A 16,899-nucleotide genomic window follows, 5' to 3' on the forward strand; every position below is an offset into this window, starting at 1 on the left:
GCAGGGAAGCGACGGCGCCGACCAAGCACCCGGCGCCGCCGAACCGCCGTCAGCGCAGCCGGTCCAGCGCCTCGACCAGCTCATCGGCCAGCGGCGCGTTCAGCACATACGGACTCTTGCCGTCATCCAGTGCAAACTCCAGCGAGGCCGCGTGCAGAAACAGCCGCCTCAGCCCGATCTGCTCACGAAGCCGCTTGTTGACCGCAGGATCGCCGTATTTGTCGTCACCGGCCACCGGATGACCCAGATGCTGGGCATGCACGCGGATCTGATGGGTGCGGCCGGTTTCGATGCGCACCTCGCAGTACGAATGGCCGCCGCGGCGCTCCAGCACCCGGAAGTGACTGATCGATTCCTTGCCGATCGCATTGACCTGTACATGGCGCTCGCCGCCCTGGCGCAGGCCCACGTGCAGCGGCGCGTCGACGGTCATCACACCGTCCGGCATGCGGCCGGCCAGCAGGGTCAGATAGCGCTTGCGGATGCCGGCGCCGTGGTCTTCACGCAACAGCGCCTGCAGTTCGCTCAGTGCCGAACGCTTCTTGGCCACGATCAGCAGGCCCGAGGTGTCGCGATCCAGCCGATGGACCAGCTCCAGTGTCTGTCCCGGGCGCAAGGCGCGCAGGGTCTCGATGGCACCGAAGCTGATGCCGCTGCCGCCGTGGCTGGCCACGCCGGAGGGCTTGTTCAGGGCCAGCAGCCGGGCGTCCTCGAAGACGATGGCCTGCTCCAGGCGGCGCATGAACGCCTCCGGCGGACCGGCCTTGTCTCCTTCCTCGCTGAGACGGACCGGCGGCACACGCACCTCATCGCCCGCCTCCAGCTTGCGCTCGGCCTTGGCGCGGCCGCCGTTCACCCGAACCTGCCCACTGCGCACCAGCTTGTACACCAGGCTGCGCGGGGCTCCCTTCAGCTGGCCGAGCAGGAAGTTGTCCAGGCGCTGGCCGGCGCGGTCGGCGGGAACGGTGATCATGCGCACGGAAGGCTTGTCGCCAGCGGGTTTGGTCGGGTCTTGGGCGGTCATCAGGCTGTTTATTCTGTTACACTCGGGGGGCGAGATAAGGGATTGATTTCGTTGGAAGTTACTCAGGGCCAGAAGCCCAGCTTCCGACGAATCCGGCACAGTGCGCGACCACCGCCCGCGGGGCGGCCATGTTAGCGGCTCACCGGCCTTCCCGGCCATCGCCGGATGCCTGACACGCAACCGTGCTGAACATGTCCCGCGTGGCGCTCCAGCCTGGCTGACAGCTGCCTGCGGCCCTGCAACACCCAAAAACCCATAAGAGTGAAGCGCTCCCGCGGCCTGCCGTGGTGTCGTAGCGCTGGAAACCCAAGCCGCCCTCCCCGCGCTTGCGCGAATGGGCGGCGAGCCGTGTCCAGAGGCGAAACCCCATGGCGTTCCGCGCGGTAGCCGCTTGCGAGGAACGCAACAATGAAGCGAATGCTGATCAACGCCACGCAGGCTGAAGAGCTGCGTGTTGCCATCGTGGATGGCCAGTCGTTGTATGACATCGACATCGAACAGCCGTCGAAGGAACAGAAGAAGTCCAACATCTACAAGGGCCGGATCTTCCGCATCGAGCCCTCGCTGGAAGCCGCCTTCGTCGAGTATGGCGGTGGCCGCCATGGCTTCCTGCCGCTGAAGGAGATTTCCCGCGACTACTTCCAGGCCGGTGTCGACCACAACAAGGCCGGTATCCGCGAGCTGCTGAAGGAAGGCCAGGAGATCGTTGTCCAGGTCGACAAGGAAGAGCGTGGCAACAAGGGCGCCGCCCTGACCACGTTCATCTCGCTGGCCGGCCGCTACATGGTGCTGATGCCGAACTCGCCCAGCGCCGGCGGTGTGTCCCGCCGCATCGAGGGCGAAGACCGTGCCGCGCTGAAGGAGGCCCTGGACAAGCTGAACATTCCCGACGACATGGGGGTGATCATCCGCACCGCCGGCGTCGGTCGCGATGCGGAAGAGCTGCAGTGGGACCTGGACTACCTGCTCAACGTCTGGCGCGCCATCGCCGAAGCCGCACTGAGCAAGCCGGCCCCGTTCCTGATCTACCAGGAATCACGCCTGATCGTGCGCGCCCTGCGTGACTACCTGCGCGCCGACATCGGCGAGATCCTGGTGGACACCGAGGAGATGTACGAGCACGCCCGCGAGTTCATGCAGCAGGTGATGCCGCAGACCCTGCGCAAGCTCAAGCACTACAAGGACGACATCCCGCTGTTCAACCGCTTCCAGATCGAGTCGCAGATCGAAGGTGCCTACGAGCGCAACGTGCGCCTGCCGTCGGGTGGCTCGATCGTGGTCGACCAGACCGAAGCACTGACCGCAGTCGACGTGAACTCCTCGCGCGCCACCAAGGGCAGCGACATCGAGGACACCGCGTTCCAGACCAACCTGGAAGCGGCCGAGGAAGTGGCTCGCCAACTGCGCCTGCGCGACCTGGGCGGCCTGGTGGTGATCGACTTCATCGACATGGCCTCCAACAAGCACCAGCGCGAGGTCGAGAATCGCCTGGCCAACGCGCTGAAGTACGACCGTGCCCGCGTGCAGGTCGGCCGCATCTCGCGCTTCGGCCTGCTGGAAATGAGCCGCCAGCGCCTGCGCCCGAGCCTGGGCGAATCCAGCCAGATCGTCTGCCCGCGTTGCGACGGCCACGGCCGCATGCGCAGCGTCGAGTCGCTGTCGCTGTCGATCATCCGCGTCGCCGAAGAGCACGCGATGAAGGAGAACACCGGGCAGGTGCTGGTCCAGGCGCCAGTGGAGATCGCCAACTACCTGTTGAACGAGAAGCGCAGCGCCCTGCGCGAGATCGAGCAACGCCACGAAGCGCCGATCGTGATCGTCGCCGACGAGCAGCTGCACACCCCGCACTATGCGGTCACCCGCCTGCGTGAGAACGAGCTCGGTGAAGAGAGCAGCAAGCCCAGCTACCAGCGCGGCACCCCGCGCAAGCTGCCGGTGCACGCCCTGACCAAGGGCCAGCTGAACATCCCGCCGCCGGCAGTGACCCAGGTCAAGCACACCTCTCCCGCCCCGGTGCGCGAGGAAGCGGCTCCGGCTGCAGCCGCTCCGGCTCCGGTCGTGGCAGCGCCCGTGGCGCCGGCTTCGAGCGGCGGCGTGATCGGTTGGCTCAAGCGCGTGTTCGGTGGCGAGCCGGCGCCGGCGCCGGCTCCGGCCGCCCCGGCTCCGCGCCAGCAGCAGGACGGTGGTCGCAAGGACCGCAACAAGGATCGCAACAAGGATCGCAAGGACCGTCGCGACGAAAACCGTGGCAACGGTGGCAACGGCAACGCGCAGCAGCAGAAGGATGGCGGCAACCGCAAGGACCGTGGTGAGCAGCGCAACAAGGACGGCCGCAACGGCAACAACGGCAATGCCCAGCAGCAGCCGCAGCAGGGCAGGCAGAAAGAGCCGCAGCAGAAGGATGGCCAGCAGCAGCCGCAGCAGCAGAACAAGCCGCGCAACGAGCAGCAGGGCCAGGGCCAGAACCAGCCGAAGCTGAAGCAGCCCAAGCAGCCGCGCCAGCAGCAGGACGGTGACAAGCCGGCCGAAAAGCCGCAGCGCAGCGCCGCCGAGTTGCCGGCCGAGGCCGTGGCGGCAGCCGTAGCCGCTACGGCCGTCGCTGCCAATGTCGTGACCGCGCAGGAAGCCACTGCGCCGGTTGCACCGGCTGCCTCCGCTCCGGCGGAAGTCACTGCACCGGCCGACAGCACTGCCAACGCCGGCAATGAGGCCGAGGCGATTGCCGTGACCGGTGAAGAGGCTGCCCTCGACGCCAACGGCGAGCAGGCCGGTGAAGGCGCAACCCGCCGCCGCCGTGGCCGTCGTGGTGGCCGTCGCCGCCGTCGTGGTGGCGCCGAGAACGCTGCCGGCAGCGATGGCCTGGGCGATGATCAGGACGACGCGGACGACGGTGATGACACCGATGCCGCTGATGTCGCCGGGCAGAGCAACGACAGCGTTGCCGGGACCACTCCGGTGGCCGCGGCACAGCCGGCGCGTTCGCAGCCGGAGTTCGAATTCGATGACGAAGCCGAACCGACCGCTGCCGAAGCCGAGAAGCCGGTCCGCGCCGCCGCCGCTGCTGTCGCCGCGCCGGTCGCAGTGGTGAGCAGCGCCGTGATCGACGCTCCTGCACCGGTCGTGGCGAAGGTACAGGCTCCGGTCGAAGCCGTCGCCAAGGCCGAACCGGCGGCGTCGCCGGTGCAGACCAGCATGCTTGATGCCATCGACGCTGCGACCCCGGCCCAGCCAGTGGTAGCGGCAGCCCCGGCCGTCGAAGCGAAGCCGGTGGTGGTTGAGGCTGCCCCGGTCGCTGAAGCCACTGCGGTGCTCGAAGTGAAGTCGGCCGTGGCCGAGGCCGAGGCTGCTGCGGTCGTGGAATCGAAGCCGGAGATCGCTGAAGCCGCTCCGGCGGTCGAAGCCAAGCCGCTGGCCGTTGAGGCTGCCCCGGTGGCGGAAGCCGCTCCTGCGGTTGAAGCCAAACCGGTCGTCGAGACTGCACCGGTCGCCGAACAGCCGGTCGCGCCGGTGGCAGTTGAAGCGGCACCGGTGGAAGCTGCGGCCCCGGTCGCCGATGCAGTGGTGACACCGTCGATCGATCCGGTCGCCGATGGCCACGCCGATGCGGCAGCCCAGGCGGCCGAAGCCAAGGCCGACGAAGAAGGCGAAGAAGGCGCCAAGCGCACGCCGCCGGCGAACTGATCGCGCTTTGATCGCGTGAAAGAACGGCGGGGATCGATGATCCCCGCCGTTTCTGTTTGTGCGCCGGGCGCGTGCAGCGCTCTGGTAGAGGCCAACCCTGGTCGGCGCCGTTGTTGGAGCGAACGCGGACACGTCCGTGCCAACCAAAGGTGGCACCTACCAGGACATCAGTGCGCCGGAGCGAATTGCAGGCGGGTCCACACGCCATAATGGTCCGAGGCCCAGCGACCGCTGTCATCGGGCTGGTCGAACAGGAGCTTGGCCTCACGTGCGACCATCGCGTCCTGCTGGAAGAAGATGTGGTCGATCCGCGAGGCCACCGGGTAGTAGTGCCTGTTCAGCGTACTGACCCCGGCCAGGTCGGTGTTGACGTGCACGCTGCCGTAGCTGTCACCGTAATGGCTGCGCAGCTCGCTCAGGTCACTGGCATCGACCAGCGCGTTGAAGTCGCCCGCGATCACCACCGGTACGCCGGCTGAGGTGCTGGCGATGAAGCGCAGCAGGTCCTCGACCTGGGTGCGACGGATGCGCTGGCCATTTTCGTCGCTGCGCTCGTTGAAGTGGGTGGCATAGACGTTGACCGCCTTGCCGTCCACATTGATGCGCAGATGGGCGACCGTCCGGTAGTCGTCCAGCGGCTGTAGCAGGTGCTCGCCCTGGGCGAGGATCGGCCGCCGGGTCAGCAGCGCATTGCCGTAACGTTTCGGCGCACCCACCGGATCGGTGGACACGAACACGTACTTGTAGCCGAGTTGGCTGGCCAGCCACTGCGCCTGGTTGCGCACGTTGCGGCGCTGGATCACCTCCTGCAGGGCAACCGCATCCGGCTGCAGGCGCTTGAGCTCGGCCAGGATGGTGCGGCGGCGGCTCGGCCAGTCCTCGCGGTCGTGATGCAGGTTGAAGGTCACCATGCTCATGCCTGGTGCGCTGGCGATGTCAGCCGCTGTCGCGGCGGTTGGCACGGCTGCCATCACGGCACCCGGCAATGCCAATGCAATGGCCAGTCCCAGGGCACGCACGGCCGTGCGCACCCTTCCCCCCTGCTGCTTCATCGTTACTGCCCCTTGCGCTCGGCGCGGCGCACCGCGCCCGGTACATCGATCTCGACCCGCGCCGGCAGCTGGTGCACGTGCAGTTCCCTGTCGGTCCATTCGGCCGCTTCGCCGTTGATGGTCGCCTCGCCCGGATCACCGGCGTACGGCCACGGCAAGACCACGCCACCGACCGGTGGCACCAGGCCCGGCTGCACCTCCAGCACCAGCTGCTTGTCGCTGCGCTGCAGGCGGTAGTTGAGCTGGCCCTGCGGCGTGCGCAGGCCCTGCACAGCGATGCCGTCGCCCTGCAGCCAGGCGGTCGGAATGCCGGCGGCCAACACCAGCGCATCGTCCATGTCACGGCTGTAGGCGAACATGTCCAGGGCCGAGCGCACGAAGTCCGAAGCGACCCAGGCGTGCGGCAGGTCACCGACGAAGAACGGCTTGCGCGGCGTGCGCGAGACCACTTCGGCCCACTGGTTCCAGGCCTGCGGCGCACGGTCTTTGAAGAAGAACTCAGTCGCCTGCCAGGCGCGATCGCGCCAGCCAAGGCGGACGAAGGCGGCCACGTTGCGCCACTCGTAGGGCGTGTAGTCCTTCCACTCGCGCTTGCCGTCCCGACGGGCCACGAATTCCTTCCAGTAGCGCTCGAAAGTGGCATCGAGCGCCTGCTGCGGAAGGCGCCCCTGTTCACCGCCCGGAGCCAGCGCGATGGTGGTCGAGGTCGCATCGAAATCGCCCAGCTCGGCCGAGCCCGGCAGGTAATCGATGTTGTGCTGCTGCATCGCCGACAGCAGCGAGGCCTGCAGGTCATCACGGAACTGGTCACGCGATTCGGCAATCTGCATGGCTTCGACCTTGCCCAGCTGGGCCGCCAGCGATGCCGCATCCTTGTAGCCGCGCAACGCCCAGAAATTGTCCCAGTACGAATGCATCGGCTTGGCCGAATAGCCTTCATGGCTGATCGAGGCCGGCATCATCCCGTAGAACGCCGGATTGCGCGCCCGATTCTCGTCCGTGCGCTCGCTGGCGCGCAGTTGCTCCATGTAGTTGTAGGCGCCCTGCACATGCGGCCACATCAGTTCGGCGAAGGTGCTGTCACCGGTATAGCGCCCATATTCGGCAATGCTGTAGATCAGCTCGCCATGGCTGTCGTTCTCCGGCACCGGATCGCTGCCACGTGCATCGACACAGCACGGCACCTTGCCATTCTCGAACTGATAGGGCGCATACCAGTTGATGTAATCACGCACCGCATCACTGCGCCCCATGCGCAGAAGGCCCTCGGAAATCATCGCGCCATCGCGGATCCAGCTGCGCGCGTACGAGCGCGTGCCCGGCTGCAGTCGCGGGCCGACCCGCGAGATCAGCATGTGCGCCACGGCGGTGCGCAGGGTATCGACCAGTGCCTGGCCCGCAGCCGGTACCTGCAACGAGACCACCCCCAGCTTCTGCCGCCACTGCTCTGCGACCTGCGCCTGCGCCTTGGCCACATCCAGCGCCTGCGGCGCCCAGCCTCCGGTCTGTGGCAACACCACCGCCACTTCTCGGCTCTGGCCAGGCTCCAGCCTGATCGTATACAGCAGCGCACCGGACGCCATGCCGGTGCTGTCCTTCACCGCCGTGCTGGCCGGGTATTTCCCGGAGGCCAGATGCATCGCGTCGAGCTTGCCATCGAACGTGCTGGCGAAGCGCGCATCCGGCACCTGCAACGGATAGATGCGCGGCTCACCGTTGATGCGCACCAGCTGTTCGCCCACATCCAGCGCATCGATGCGGCTGAAGCCGCCGACGGTGTTGAGGAACTGGGTCGGCGGGTTCACCTGCCACGGCCGGATCGCCAGCGCCAGGGTGTACTCGTGCGCCACCTTGTCCGGATTGCTCAACCGGTAGCGACCGATCAGCTGCGCGCGCTCCGGCGTGCCCTGCACGAAGCTGGTTACCGCCAGGCCTGCCTTCTCGTGCACCCAGTCGACATTGGCGATGGGCAGGTAGCGATCCTGCAGCGACTGGGTGATGGCCACCTTCGACCAGTCCAGCAACTTGCCGTCCACGCGGATGAACGGCTCGATGCTGAAACTGCCCTTGGCCGGTTCCAGCGCACCGTCCTCGCTGATCAGTGCCTGCTCCTGGCCGCCATCGAGGCCAAGCAGGGTCCAGTACGGCTGTTCGCCCACATATGCGCGCGGCAGCGAGCCGCGCGGCAGGTCGGCCGCCACCGAGGACAGGAATGCGTTCGGCGTGGCCGCGAACGCCAGCGGCTTGAGCGTGATGTCACGGATGCCATAGCGCCAGTTCGGGCCATCGTGCAGATCGAAGCGCACGTAGCGCGCGTCGGTATCCGGCAGCGCCAGCCAGTCGCGGCCGCCCGCACCGCCGGCCACCTCGCGCACGGTGCGCCAGTCCCGGCCATCCTCGGACGTACGCACGGTGTAGCGATTGGCTTCCAGGTTCGGCAGCCAGTCAATCACCGCACCGCCGATCTCGCGGCTCTTGTGCAGGTCCAGGCTGATGGTCTGCTGCTTGACCCCGCCACTGATCCAGAACGTATCGCTCTTTCCGTCAATCATCCGGTCCTGCAGCGCGGTGGCGGTGTCGGCGATCACCGATGGCACCAGCGCCGAATCATCCTGCGGCGGCAGGCCCTGCAGGGTCAGCTTGTCGAAGCACACCGTGCCGCGGCCGCCGACCTTGCTGTAGATCGTGAACTCGACCGCAGCGCTGCGCGCCATCTCCTTCTCCGGCGACGGCCCCCACGCCTTGTCGATCTGGCGACGGCGGTATTCGACCGGCGTCCACGCCTTGGGGAAGCTGTAGCCCGGGCGATTGACCCACCAGACATTATCGCCGCTGGCATCGATCAGCTTGAACTGCAGGTCGTTGCCCGGCGAATCTCCCCGCAGCTGGAAGCCGAAGCGGTAGTTGGCCGGGTACTCGATGCCCAGCGCGCGGCGGATGCCGACGTAGCCCGACACCTTGTGGAAATCGTAGTCCAGGCACAGCGCGCGGCCGCCACCGGCACCGCTCACCGGCCGCAGCGAACCGCTGACCTGGTCGGACAGCACCAGCTTCCAGGCGCCGATGTCGTCGAAATCGTCCAGTACCTTCGGCGCCGGCAGTGCCGGTGGTGCGGCGATCGCCAGGGAAGTCCACAACAGGCCCAGTCCAACGGCGATCGCTCGCTTCATCCCTTGACGCTCCCCAGCAACAGACCTTGGATGTAGTAACGCTGCAGCACCAGGAACAGTGCCAGCACCGGAACCACGGTGACGACCGCGCCAGCCATCATCATTTCCACGTCCATGATGTGCTCGCGCGAGAGGGTGGCCAGCGCCACCGGCAAAGTGTAGTGCTCCTGGTCGGTCAACACGATCAGCGGCCACATGAAATCGTTCCATGCACCCATGAAGGTGAAGATCGCCAGGGTCACCAGTACCGGCTTGAGCATCGGCAGCACGATCTGGAAGAAGATGCGCAGCTCCCCCGCGCCGTCGATGCGCGCCGCTTCAAGCAGCTCGTCCGGGATCGAACGCGCGTACTGGCGCACCAGGAAGATGCCGAACACGCTGGCCAGCGCCGGCACGATCACTCCGCCAAAGCTGTTGACCAGGCCCAGCTGCTTCATCAGCAGGAACAGCGGCAGCATCGCCACCTGCGCCGGAATCACCAGCGCTGCCATCAGCACCTGGAACAGGCGCTCGCGGCCGACGAAGTTGAGCTTGGCGAAGGCGTAGCCGGCCATGGTGTTGAGCAGCAGCGAACCCAGCGTGATAGCCAGCGACACCAGCAGGCTGTTGGCGAAGTTGCCGCCCATGCCGGTGCGCGCGAACAGCTCGTGGTAGTTGTGCGTGGTGATGCTCGAAGGCAGCAGTGGCGGCGGGAAATGACTGGCCTCGCCCTGCGGCATGAACGAGACCGAGAGCATCCACAGCAGCGGTGCAAGGCTGACCAGGGCCAGCACCAGCAGCGCACCATTGATCATCCACGGATACCAGCGCGACTGGCCGATTTCACGACTCATACCAACTGCCTCTTGCGACCGAAACGCAGCATCACGGTGGTCACCGCCAGGATGATCAGGAACAGCAGGAACGCTACAGCCGATGCGCGTCCCAGGTTCCACCACTTGAAGCCTTCCTCGAACATGAAATACAGCACGCTGACGGTGCTCTGCAGTGGATCGCCGCGGGTCATGACGTACGGCTCGGCGAACAGCTGGAAGTAGCCGGACACGGTGATCACCCCGACCACCAGCAGTACCGGGCCGAGCATCGGCAGGGTGATGTGCAGGAACTGCTTCCAGCGCGAAGCACCGTCGATGCGCGCGGCTTCGTACAGGTCATGCGGGATCGCCTGCAGGCCGGCGAGGAAGATCACCATGTTGTAACCGAAGTTCTTCCACACCGCGAACAGCATGATGGTCGGCATTGCCCAGTTGGGATCACCCAGCCAGTCGATCGGACTGATACCCAGGTGGCCCAGCCCGTAGTTCACCAGGCCATAGCTGGTATGGAACAGGTAGCGCCAGATCACCGCCACCGCCACCAGCGTGGTCACCACCGGCGCGAACAGTGCCGTACGGAACAGCGCCTTGAAGCGCGCGGCCGGTGCGTTGAGCAGCATGGCCGCGCCCAGCGACACGCCGATCGACAACGGTACGCCGATCAACACGAAGTAGGTGGTGTTCCACAGCGACTTCCAGAACATCGGCGTCTGCAGCAGGTCGATGTAGTTCCCCAGGCCGACGAAGCGCAGGTTGCTGCTGTCGGCCAGTGCATAGAGGTCGAAGTCAGTCACGCTCAGCGCCAGCGCCGAGGCGACCGGCAGGCCGAAGAACACGCCCAGCACGATCAGCGAGGGGCCGGCGAAGATCCAGCCGGCCAGCGAAGTACGTTTCATTGCGCGCTCCCGGCGGCCACTGCGCTGCTCGAGCGCGGCGACGGCGCGCGCTCCTGCAGGCGTTGTTGTTCATGCATCCAGCGGCGCTTGGCCAGCACCTTGTCCACGCGCTGGTCCAGTTCGGCCACGGCCTTGTCCTGCGGCAGGCCACCGCGCACGACCTTCTCGGTGACAATGCGCATTTCCTGCACGATGCGCTCCCATTCGAGCACCTTCGGCGTCGGCTTGACCCGCTCCAGCTGATCACGGAACGCGGCGGCCAGTGGATCGTTGGCCAGCGACGGCGCGTTCCAGGCACTGCGGCGCGGCGGCAGATCGCCGATGATCGAATGGAAGCGTGCCTGGATTTCCGGGCGCGACAGGAATTCGATCAGCTTCCAGGACGCCTCCTTCTGCTGCGATTTGCGGAAGATCACCAGGCTGGTGCCACCGGCGATGCCCGCGCCCGGACCGTCCGGCCCCGGCAGCGCAGCGGTGCCCCACTGTCCTTCCAGTTCCTTCGGCTGCAGTTTCTTGAACTCGCGGATGTTCCAGGGACCGGAGATGTAGAACACGTTGAAGCCGCGGAAGAATTCATCCCAGACGTTGGAGATCTGTGTCTCGGACATCTTCGGCGCCCAGCCCTGCTCGAACATGTTGGCGTAGAAGGACAGCGTGCGGCGGAACCCCGGGCTGGCGAAATTACCGCGGGTATCGTCGTCGCGCAGCAGCGGATCGGGCTGCTGCAGGGCCAGCGACAGCTGCTGCTCGAACTCATTGATCGGCATCAGCACCGCGTAGCGGTTCGGGCCCTGCATGCGCTTGATCGCCGCCATCTGCTCCTCCCACTCCGGCCACGTGCGCGGAGGGTGGTCGTAGCCGGCCTTGGCCAGCAGGTCCTTGCGGTAGTAGATCAGGCGCGTATCGACGTACCACGGCACGCCGACCAGCTCACCGTGGATCACGTTGGTGTCCCAGATGCCCTGGAAGTAATCTTTCGGGTCGACCACGGTGGAGCGCTGCACGAACGGCTGCAGCGGGGTCAATGCATCGAGTTCGGCGAACTCCGGCACCCAGGTATTGCCGAGCTGGCACACGTCCGGCAGTCCGTCGGCAGCGAACGCGGTCAGCAGCTTTTCGTGCGCGGCGGTCCACGGGATGTTCTGCACATCCACCTTGATGCCGGGATTTTCGGCCTCGAACTCGTGGATCAGCTCGCTGACCACCTCGGCTTCGCGGCCCATCGCCCAGAAGCGCACGGTGGTGGTGCCCGGTTCGGTGCGGGCGCAGCCGGCCACGGCCAGGGCGGCCAGGGCAGGCAGCGCCCAGCGGCGCAGGCGGTCGATCCAGTTCGGCATCAGGTTACTTGCCCTGGCCTGTGGTGCGGTTGGCATTGTTCTTCTGTTCCTGCGCGGCAGCCGCGCGTGATTCGGCGATACCCACCGCGCGTGCTGCCGCGGCCTTTTCGTCCTTCTGCAGTTCCAGCGGCTGGAACGACCCTTCCGGCGCCAGCCAGCCGCCGCTGAATCCGGCCCGCTCCAGGCCCTTGCGGATGTACGGATTCTTCTTCATCACTTCCCAGACGAAGTCGTTGCGGTAGTTGGCGATCATGGTCAGGATCGGCCCCTGGTCGATGGCGATGTAGTCGCTGGCGACCCAGCCGCGATCCGGCACCAGGCGACCGGTCTTGATCGGGATGTCATAGTTGAAGCTGGGATTGAACGAATCCAGGAAGCCGTAGCTGGAATAGATGTAGTCCCCGTAACGCTTGTGCATTTCCAGCGTGGCCGGGATCACCTGCTCGGGCGCGAACACCACCGAGGCGATCGCCGCAGTCGGGGCAATGGTGCCGTCATCGAAGTTCTCGCGCAGGCCGGCGCCGCGCGAGGAGTAATGGCGGAACTGGCGCTGTTCGCCGCGGTACTCCTGCGTGGTGTTCTGCGGGCCATCACTGGCGGTCAGGCCCCAGACGTTCTCGCCATAGTCCTTCCACTGCATCGGGTTGGCGATGGCGTATTCGCGCTGGGCCAGCGCGGCCGAGCGGCTGTTGAGGAAATAGGTGCTGCCGCGCTCGCGCATGTACGCGTCCTGGATATCGCGGAAATCGATCCAGACGTGGCTGTACTGGTGGCCGAACAGCGGGCCGAAGGACAGGTATTCCTGCCCCTGGTAGACACCCCAGTCGTTGTCATAGGTGCGCGTCCACACCGTCCACGCGTCCGGGCTGACCGGGTGCGTGGGCGAGCCCAGGGCGAGGATGTAGACCATCATCGCCTCGTTGTAGCCCATCCAGTCGTGGTCGATGAAGCCGCTCTCGGGGAACCAGCCCATCGAGATCAGCGGTGCACGCTGCTGCAGCCACGGCCAGTCGACCTTCTTGTACAAGGTATCGGCAATCTGGCGGATTTCCTTCTCGCGCGGATCGTCACCGTCGTAGTAAGACTGTGCGAACAGCACGCCCATCATCAGCAGTGCGGTATCCACCGAGGACAGTTCGACCCAGCTGTCGTAGCGACGGCCTTCCTGCATGTCCAGGAAGTGATAGTAGAAACCCTTGTAGCCCGCCTTGCCGGTGCGCTGCGGGCCCATCGGCACGTCGCGGAAGAATTTCAGGGTGGTCAGGGTCCGGTCGATCGCCTGGTTGCGGCTGACCCAGCCGTTCTCGATACCGATGGGATAGGCGGTCAGCGCGAAACCCACCGACGCGATGCTGGCGAACGGCCGCGACGGATAGCGGTCCGGGGTCAGGCCATTGATCTCGTTGGTGGTGTCCCAGAAGAACTGGAAGGTGCGGCGCTCGATGTCATCGAACAGCGGCGGCAGCTCCGGCTTCATCGGCCGCGGCGGTGCATCGGCCTCGATCAGGATCACCGGCGGACGCGGCTTGGCAGGCTCCTGCTGGGCCGGCTGGCAGGCGGCGACGGCCAGGCTCAACGCTGCCGCGGACAACAGATGGCGTGCCTGCATGGCGCGGTTCCTCCGGTGGTCTGATCGATGGGAAAGCATACCGTCCAATGATCTGAAATCGTTTACAAGATGCGCTCTTAAAAAACCACGAAAAACGTGGTTTGACACCGCGATCATTGCCCACGCCGCTGCCCCCTGCCCGGCAGCGGCGTGGGCAATGGACCGGCACGGGGCCGGCCATTGCCGTTTTCACACGATCGATGCCGCCGGCGAGCCGGCGGCATCGGGTCATGCATCACCGCCCAGGCTTAGAAGCGGAAGCCCACTTCGGCCTTGACCTGGCGTGGCGTACCGATGATGTCGCCGGTCTCGTTGTAGCTGGCCTGCAGCTTGCCGTTGGTCTTGACGTAGTTGTAGGTGGAGAAGTTGTCGAAGTTGAACACGTTGATGATGTCCAAGCGGGCGTACAGCTCGGTGTTGCCCGCCAGCTTGAACGTCTTCGTCGCCTGCAGGTCGACCGAACGGTAGCCGAAGATCTTGCCACCCACCAGGAACTTGCCGGTGGCGTTGGGCACGGCCGCCTGCGGAGTCGGCAGGGTGTAGCCGCTGGCCTGCATCACCGGGTACCAGTCGTTGACGGCGGTCGGGGTGGCCAAGGTGATCTTGCCGCCGAAGGTGATGCCCCAGAAGCCCGCGTACGAACCGGTCACCACCAGGCGGTGGCGCGGTGCGCCGTTGGAGCGGATGGTCGGGTAATCACCGATCAGACCGCGATCAAAGGCGTACTTCTCGTTGATGTCGCGGTTGTGGCGCGCGGTGGTCCAGGTATAGGCGATCGAGGTGCCCCAGCCGCTTTCCTTGGTGAACGGCTTCTGCGCCGACAGCAGGACCTGGGTGGCACGGGTCTTGATGCCCTGCTGGCCGATGATCAGGCTGCCGAAGCCCGGTACGTTGCAGCTCCAGGCCTGGCTCAGGCCCGGGGAGGTGCCACCGCACAGGCGCGGATCATCGAAGAACTGGCCGGTCGGATAGCGGTTGCCCAAGGTGAAGGCGAAGCCGTCGTAGCTCAAGGTACGAGCGATGGTGGCGTCGGTCAGCCAGTCGCCGATCTGGTTGCTCATGCCCAGGCTGAACTGGTCCGAGTACGGCGCCTTCAGCTTGTTGTTCAGCAGGTCCACTTCCAGGCCGGCATTGCTGGTCGCGCCGACCAGTGCCTGCAGGTTGCCGATGCCGTTGAGCAGGTTCGGGTTCCAGTCATAGCAGGCAGCCTGGCCGTTGATGCAGGCGCCGGTGGCCGGGTTGCGGAAGTAGATGGTCGGCTGCGGCAGGGCCAGCTTGGTGGTTTCCAGCTGCAGGTTGTCGAACAGGTCGCGGTCGTAGGAACGGCCGGCACCACCGTGGATCACGTGCTGCTCGTCGGCATTGATGTCATACGAGAAGCCCAGGCGCGGCTGCCAGGCATCCTTGAATGCCTTGCGGTTGTGACCGTTGCTGATGTAGTCGCTGATGTCCAGGCCGCCCAGTGCCAGCGAATCGGCATAGGTCTGGCCGGCGGGAGCGCGCGGATCCTGCGAATAGATGGCGTCGACCACCTGCTGCGGGGTCACGAAGTCCAGGTAGGACGGGGTCTTTTCGTAGTCCCAGCGCAGGCCGATGTTCAGCTGCAGGTGGTCGTTGACCTGCCAGTCGTCCTGGATGAACACGCCGTACTGCTTGGACTTCGAACGCACTTCGCCGGACACGCCGGTCACGCCGGTCACCGGCTTGACGAACTGCGCCTTGTACGGAATGGAATCGGGGAAGTCCGGATCACCCAGCGAGTAGGTGAAGGTCGGGTTGATCTGCGCCGCATCGGAAGCGTACAGGTCGATCTGCTTGTACTTCACGCCCATCTTGATGGTGTGATCGCCCGCCCACTGGATGCCATCCAGGGTCAGGTTGTCTTCGATCGACCAGCCCTTCTGGCCCTTCACCTGCGAATCCAGTGCCGAGGCGCCACCGATCTTCACGATGGTGCGGTCTTCGGGGCCGTCCGGTGCGGTGTAGGTGATGCCGTTGGCCAGCGTCAGTGGGGTCGGGTTGTTGAACGAGTCTTCGTGGGTGACCATCAACTCGTTGTAGTAGCGCTCACCGCTGTGGTTCCAGCGCAGGGCGTAACGACGGTCGGTGTTGACCACTTCACGGCCGGCTTCCGGCGAGGTCTGGCCACTGAACTGCGACTGGGTTTCGTCGCGGTCCTGGAAGGTCAGCTCGATGCGATCGTTGTCGGTCGGCTCGAAGTCGATCTTGCCGAAGATCAGGTCCTGCTGGAACGGCTGGCTGGCCGGGCCAAGGCCGGCGGCGCCGGCCGGCGGCAGCAGGCCGGCAGCGCCGGTGACCGCGCCATCCGGCGCGATGGTGACCGGCAGGTCGAAGCGCTTGGCTTCGTAGGTCACGAAGAAGTGCGCCTTGTCCTGGATGATCGGGCCGCCCAGGGCGAAGCCGTATTCCTTCTCGGCCGAGACCATCTTCTCCTTGCCACCCTGGCGCTCGGCCGGGGTCTTGGCACGCATGTCTTCATCGGTGTAGCGGTAGAACGCCTCACCCTTGAACTCATTGGTGCCGGACTTGGTTGCAGCCGTCACGGCGGCGCTCGACACCTGGCCATACTCGGCCTTGTAGTTGCCGCTGATGACCTTGTATTCGCCGATGGCCAGCTGCGGGAACGGGTTACCGGCGCTGCCGGACTGGCCGGCCACGCCGCCGCCCTTGACGTAGCTCTTCTGGCCCACGCCGTCGATGTAGACGTTGGTGCCGTCGGCATTGGTGGCGCCGCCGCGCAGCGAGGTGTTGCCCTTGGCGTCGCGGGTGAAGATCAGGCCCGGCACCGCGTCAGCGAACTCCAGGAAGTTGCGCGACACCTGCGGGGTGGTCTGGATCTGCTGCAGGCTGACGGTCTTGCCGACTTCGGAGGTACGCACTTCCTGCAGCAGGGTCGGCGCGACAACGTTGACGGTGTCCAGGTTGGTGGCCGCGGTCGAACCCGGGGTGCTGCTGGCCGCGCCGGCGAAGTTCAGCGTCGCGGTCGAGGCTACGGTGACGGTGACCTTCTGGGTCTGGCCGTTGGCGACCACGTTGTACGTGCCCGGATCCAGGCCCATCAGCGAGTAGCTGCCGTCGGCGCGGATGGTGCCACGGCGGACGGTACCGGTGGCGACGTTGGTGGCGGTCACTTCGGTGCCGGCCTGGGCACCGGCAACCTGGCCGCGCAGGCTGGCGTTGGCCGACTGCGCCATGACGTTGGGGGCGGCAGCCAGCATCAGGCAGCTGACCAGGGCGGTGCTCAGCAGCCGGCGCGCCGGCATGCGGAAGGTGGTATGCATCATCAACTCAATC

9 protein-coding genes are annotated in these 16,899 nt (G+C 66.0%); 1 reads left to right on the top strand and 8 read right to left on the bottom strand.

Going from position 1 to position 16,899, the window contains the following annotated elements:
* Window positions 1-49: 49 nt before the first annotated feature.
* Window positions 50-1,024, bottom strand: a complete 975-nt coding sequence (locus AC5P7X_RS14030) for an RluA family pseudouridine synthase (RefSeq protein ID WP_188248810.1) — start codon at window positions 1,022-1,024, stop codon at window positions 50-52.
* Between the two features lie 408 nt (window positions 1,025-1,432).
* On the opposite strand from AC5P7X_RS14030, the gene rne reads away from it, so the two are divergent.
* Window positions 1,433-4,705 (top strand): ribonuclease E, encoded by a 3,273-nt coding sequence (gene rne / locus AC5P7X_RS14035; RefSeq protein ID WP_329842330.1) that lies wholly within the window; start codon window positions 1,433-1,435, stop codon window positions 4,703-4,705.
* A gap of 167 nt (window positions 4,706-4,872) precedes the next feature.
* On the opposite strand, the gene AC5P7X_RS14040 is transcribed toward rne, so the two are convergent.
* From AC5P7X_RS14040 to AC5P7X_RS14070, 7 genes are all read right to left on the bottom strand, one after another.
* Window positions 4,873-5,757: an endonuclease/exonuclease/phosphatase family protein gene (locus AC5P7X_RS14040; RefSeq protein WP_329842331.1), complete on the bottom strand. Its 885-nt coding sequence runs from the start codon at window positions 5,755-5,757 to the stop codon at window positions 4,873-4,875.
* 2 nt (window positions 5,758-5,759) lie between these two features.
* The gene (locus AC5P7X_RS14045) at window positions 5,760-8,927 is read right to left on the bottom strand and encodes a discoidin domain-containing protein (RefSeq protein ID WP_134955420.1); all 3,168 of its coding nucleotides are present in this window, start codon (window positions 8,925-8,927) and stop codon (window positions 5,760-5,762) included.
* Window positions 8,924-9,760 (bottom strand): carbohydrate ABC transporter permease, encoded by an 837-nt coding sequence (locus AC5P7X_RS14050; protein WP_005417620.1) that lies wholly within the window; start codon window positions 9,758-9,760, stop codon window positions 8,924-8,926. Before AC5P7X_RS14050 ends, AC5P7X_RS14045 begins: the two co-directional genes overlap by 4 nt.
* Window positions 9,757-10,638: a carbohydrate ABC transporter permease gene (locus tag AC5P7X_RS14055; RefSeq protein ID WP_005410323.1), complete on the bottom strand. Its 882-nt coding sequence runs from the start codon at window positions 10,636-10,638 to the stop codon at window positions 9,757-9,759. The genes AC5P7X_RS14050 and AC5P7X_RS14055 overlap by 4 nt, the downstream gene beginning before the upstream one ends.
* Window positions 10,635-11,975, bottom strand: coding sequence for a sugar ABC transporter substrate-binding protein (locus AC5P7X_RS14060; RefSeq protein ID WP_053497855.1), 1,341 nt, complete (start codon window positions 11,973-11,975; stop codon window positions 10,635-10,637). Before AC5P7X_RS14060 ends, AC5P7X_RS14055 begins: the two co-directional genes overlap by 4 nt.
* A 4-nt stretch (window positions 11,976-11,979) precedes the next feature.
* Entirely contained in the window at window positions 11,980-13,584 is a 1,605-nt protein-coding gene (locus AC5P7X_RS14065) for a glucoamylase family protein (protein ID WP_005417626.1), read from the bottom strand.
* Window positions 13,585-13,832: 248 nt separating this feature from the next.
* Window positions 13,833-16,889: a TonB-dependent receptor gene (locus AC5P7X_RS14070; protein WP_049414530.1), complete on the bottom strand. Its 3,057-nt coding sequence runs from the start codon at window positions 16,887-16,889 to the stop codon at window positions 13,833-13,835.
* Window positions 16,890-16,899 lie beyond the last annotated feature (10 nt).

Source organism: Stenotrophomonas sp. YJH_SMC_53 (assembly GCF_059369995.1).

What these genes read in the sequence shown, in the direction of transcription:
- AC5P7X_RS14030 (WP_188248810.1), bottom strand. Translation starts at nt 1,024, where the DNA reads ATGACCGCCCAAGACCCGACCAAACCCGCTGGCGACAAGCCTTCCGTG.
- rne (WP_329842330.1), top strand. Translation starts at nt 1,433, where the DNA reads ATGAAGCGAATGCTGATCAACGCCACGCAGGCTGAAGAGCTGCGTGTT.
- AC5P7X_RS14040 (WP_329842331.1), bottom strand. Translation starts at nt 5,757, where the DNA reads ATGAAGCAGCAGGGGGGAAGGGTGCGCACGGCCGTGCGTGCCCTGGGA.
- AC5P7X_RS14045 (WP_134955420.1), bottom strand. Translation starts at nt 8,927, where the DNA reads ATGAAGCGAGCGATCGCCGTTGGACTGGGCCTGTTGTGGACTTCCCTG.
- AC5P7X_RS14050 (WP_005417620.1), bottom strand. Translation starts at nt 9,760, where the DNA reads ATGAGTCGTGAAATCGGCCAGTCGCGCTGGTATCCGTGGATGATCAAT.
- AC5P7X_RS14055 (WP_005410323.1), bottom strand. Translation starts at nt 10,638, where the DNA reads ATGAAACGTACTTCGCTGGCCGGCTGGATCTTCGCCGGCCCCTCGCTG.
- AC5P7X_RS14060 (WP_053497855.1), bottom strand. Translation starts at nt 11,975, where the DNA reads ATGCCGAACTGGATCGACCGCCTGCGCCGCTGGGCGCTGCCTGCCCTG.
- AC5P7X_RS14065 (WP_005417626.1), bottom strand. Translation starts at nt 13,584, where the DNA reads ATGCAGGCACGCCATCTGTTGTCCGCGGCAGCGTTGAGCCTGGCCGTC.
- AC5P7X_RS14070 (WP_049414530.1), bottom strand. Translation starts at nt 16,889, where the DNA reads ATGATGCATACCACCTTCCGCATGCCGGCGCGCCGGCTGCTGAGCACC.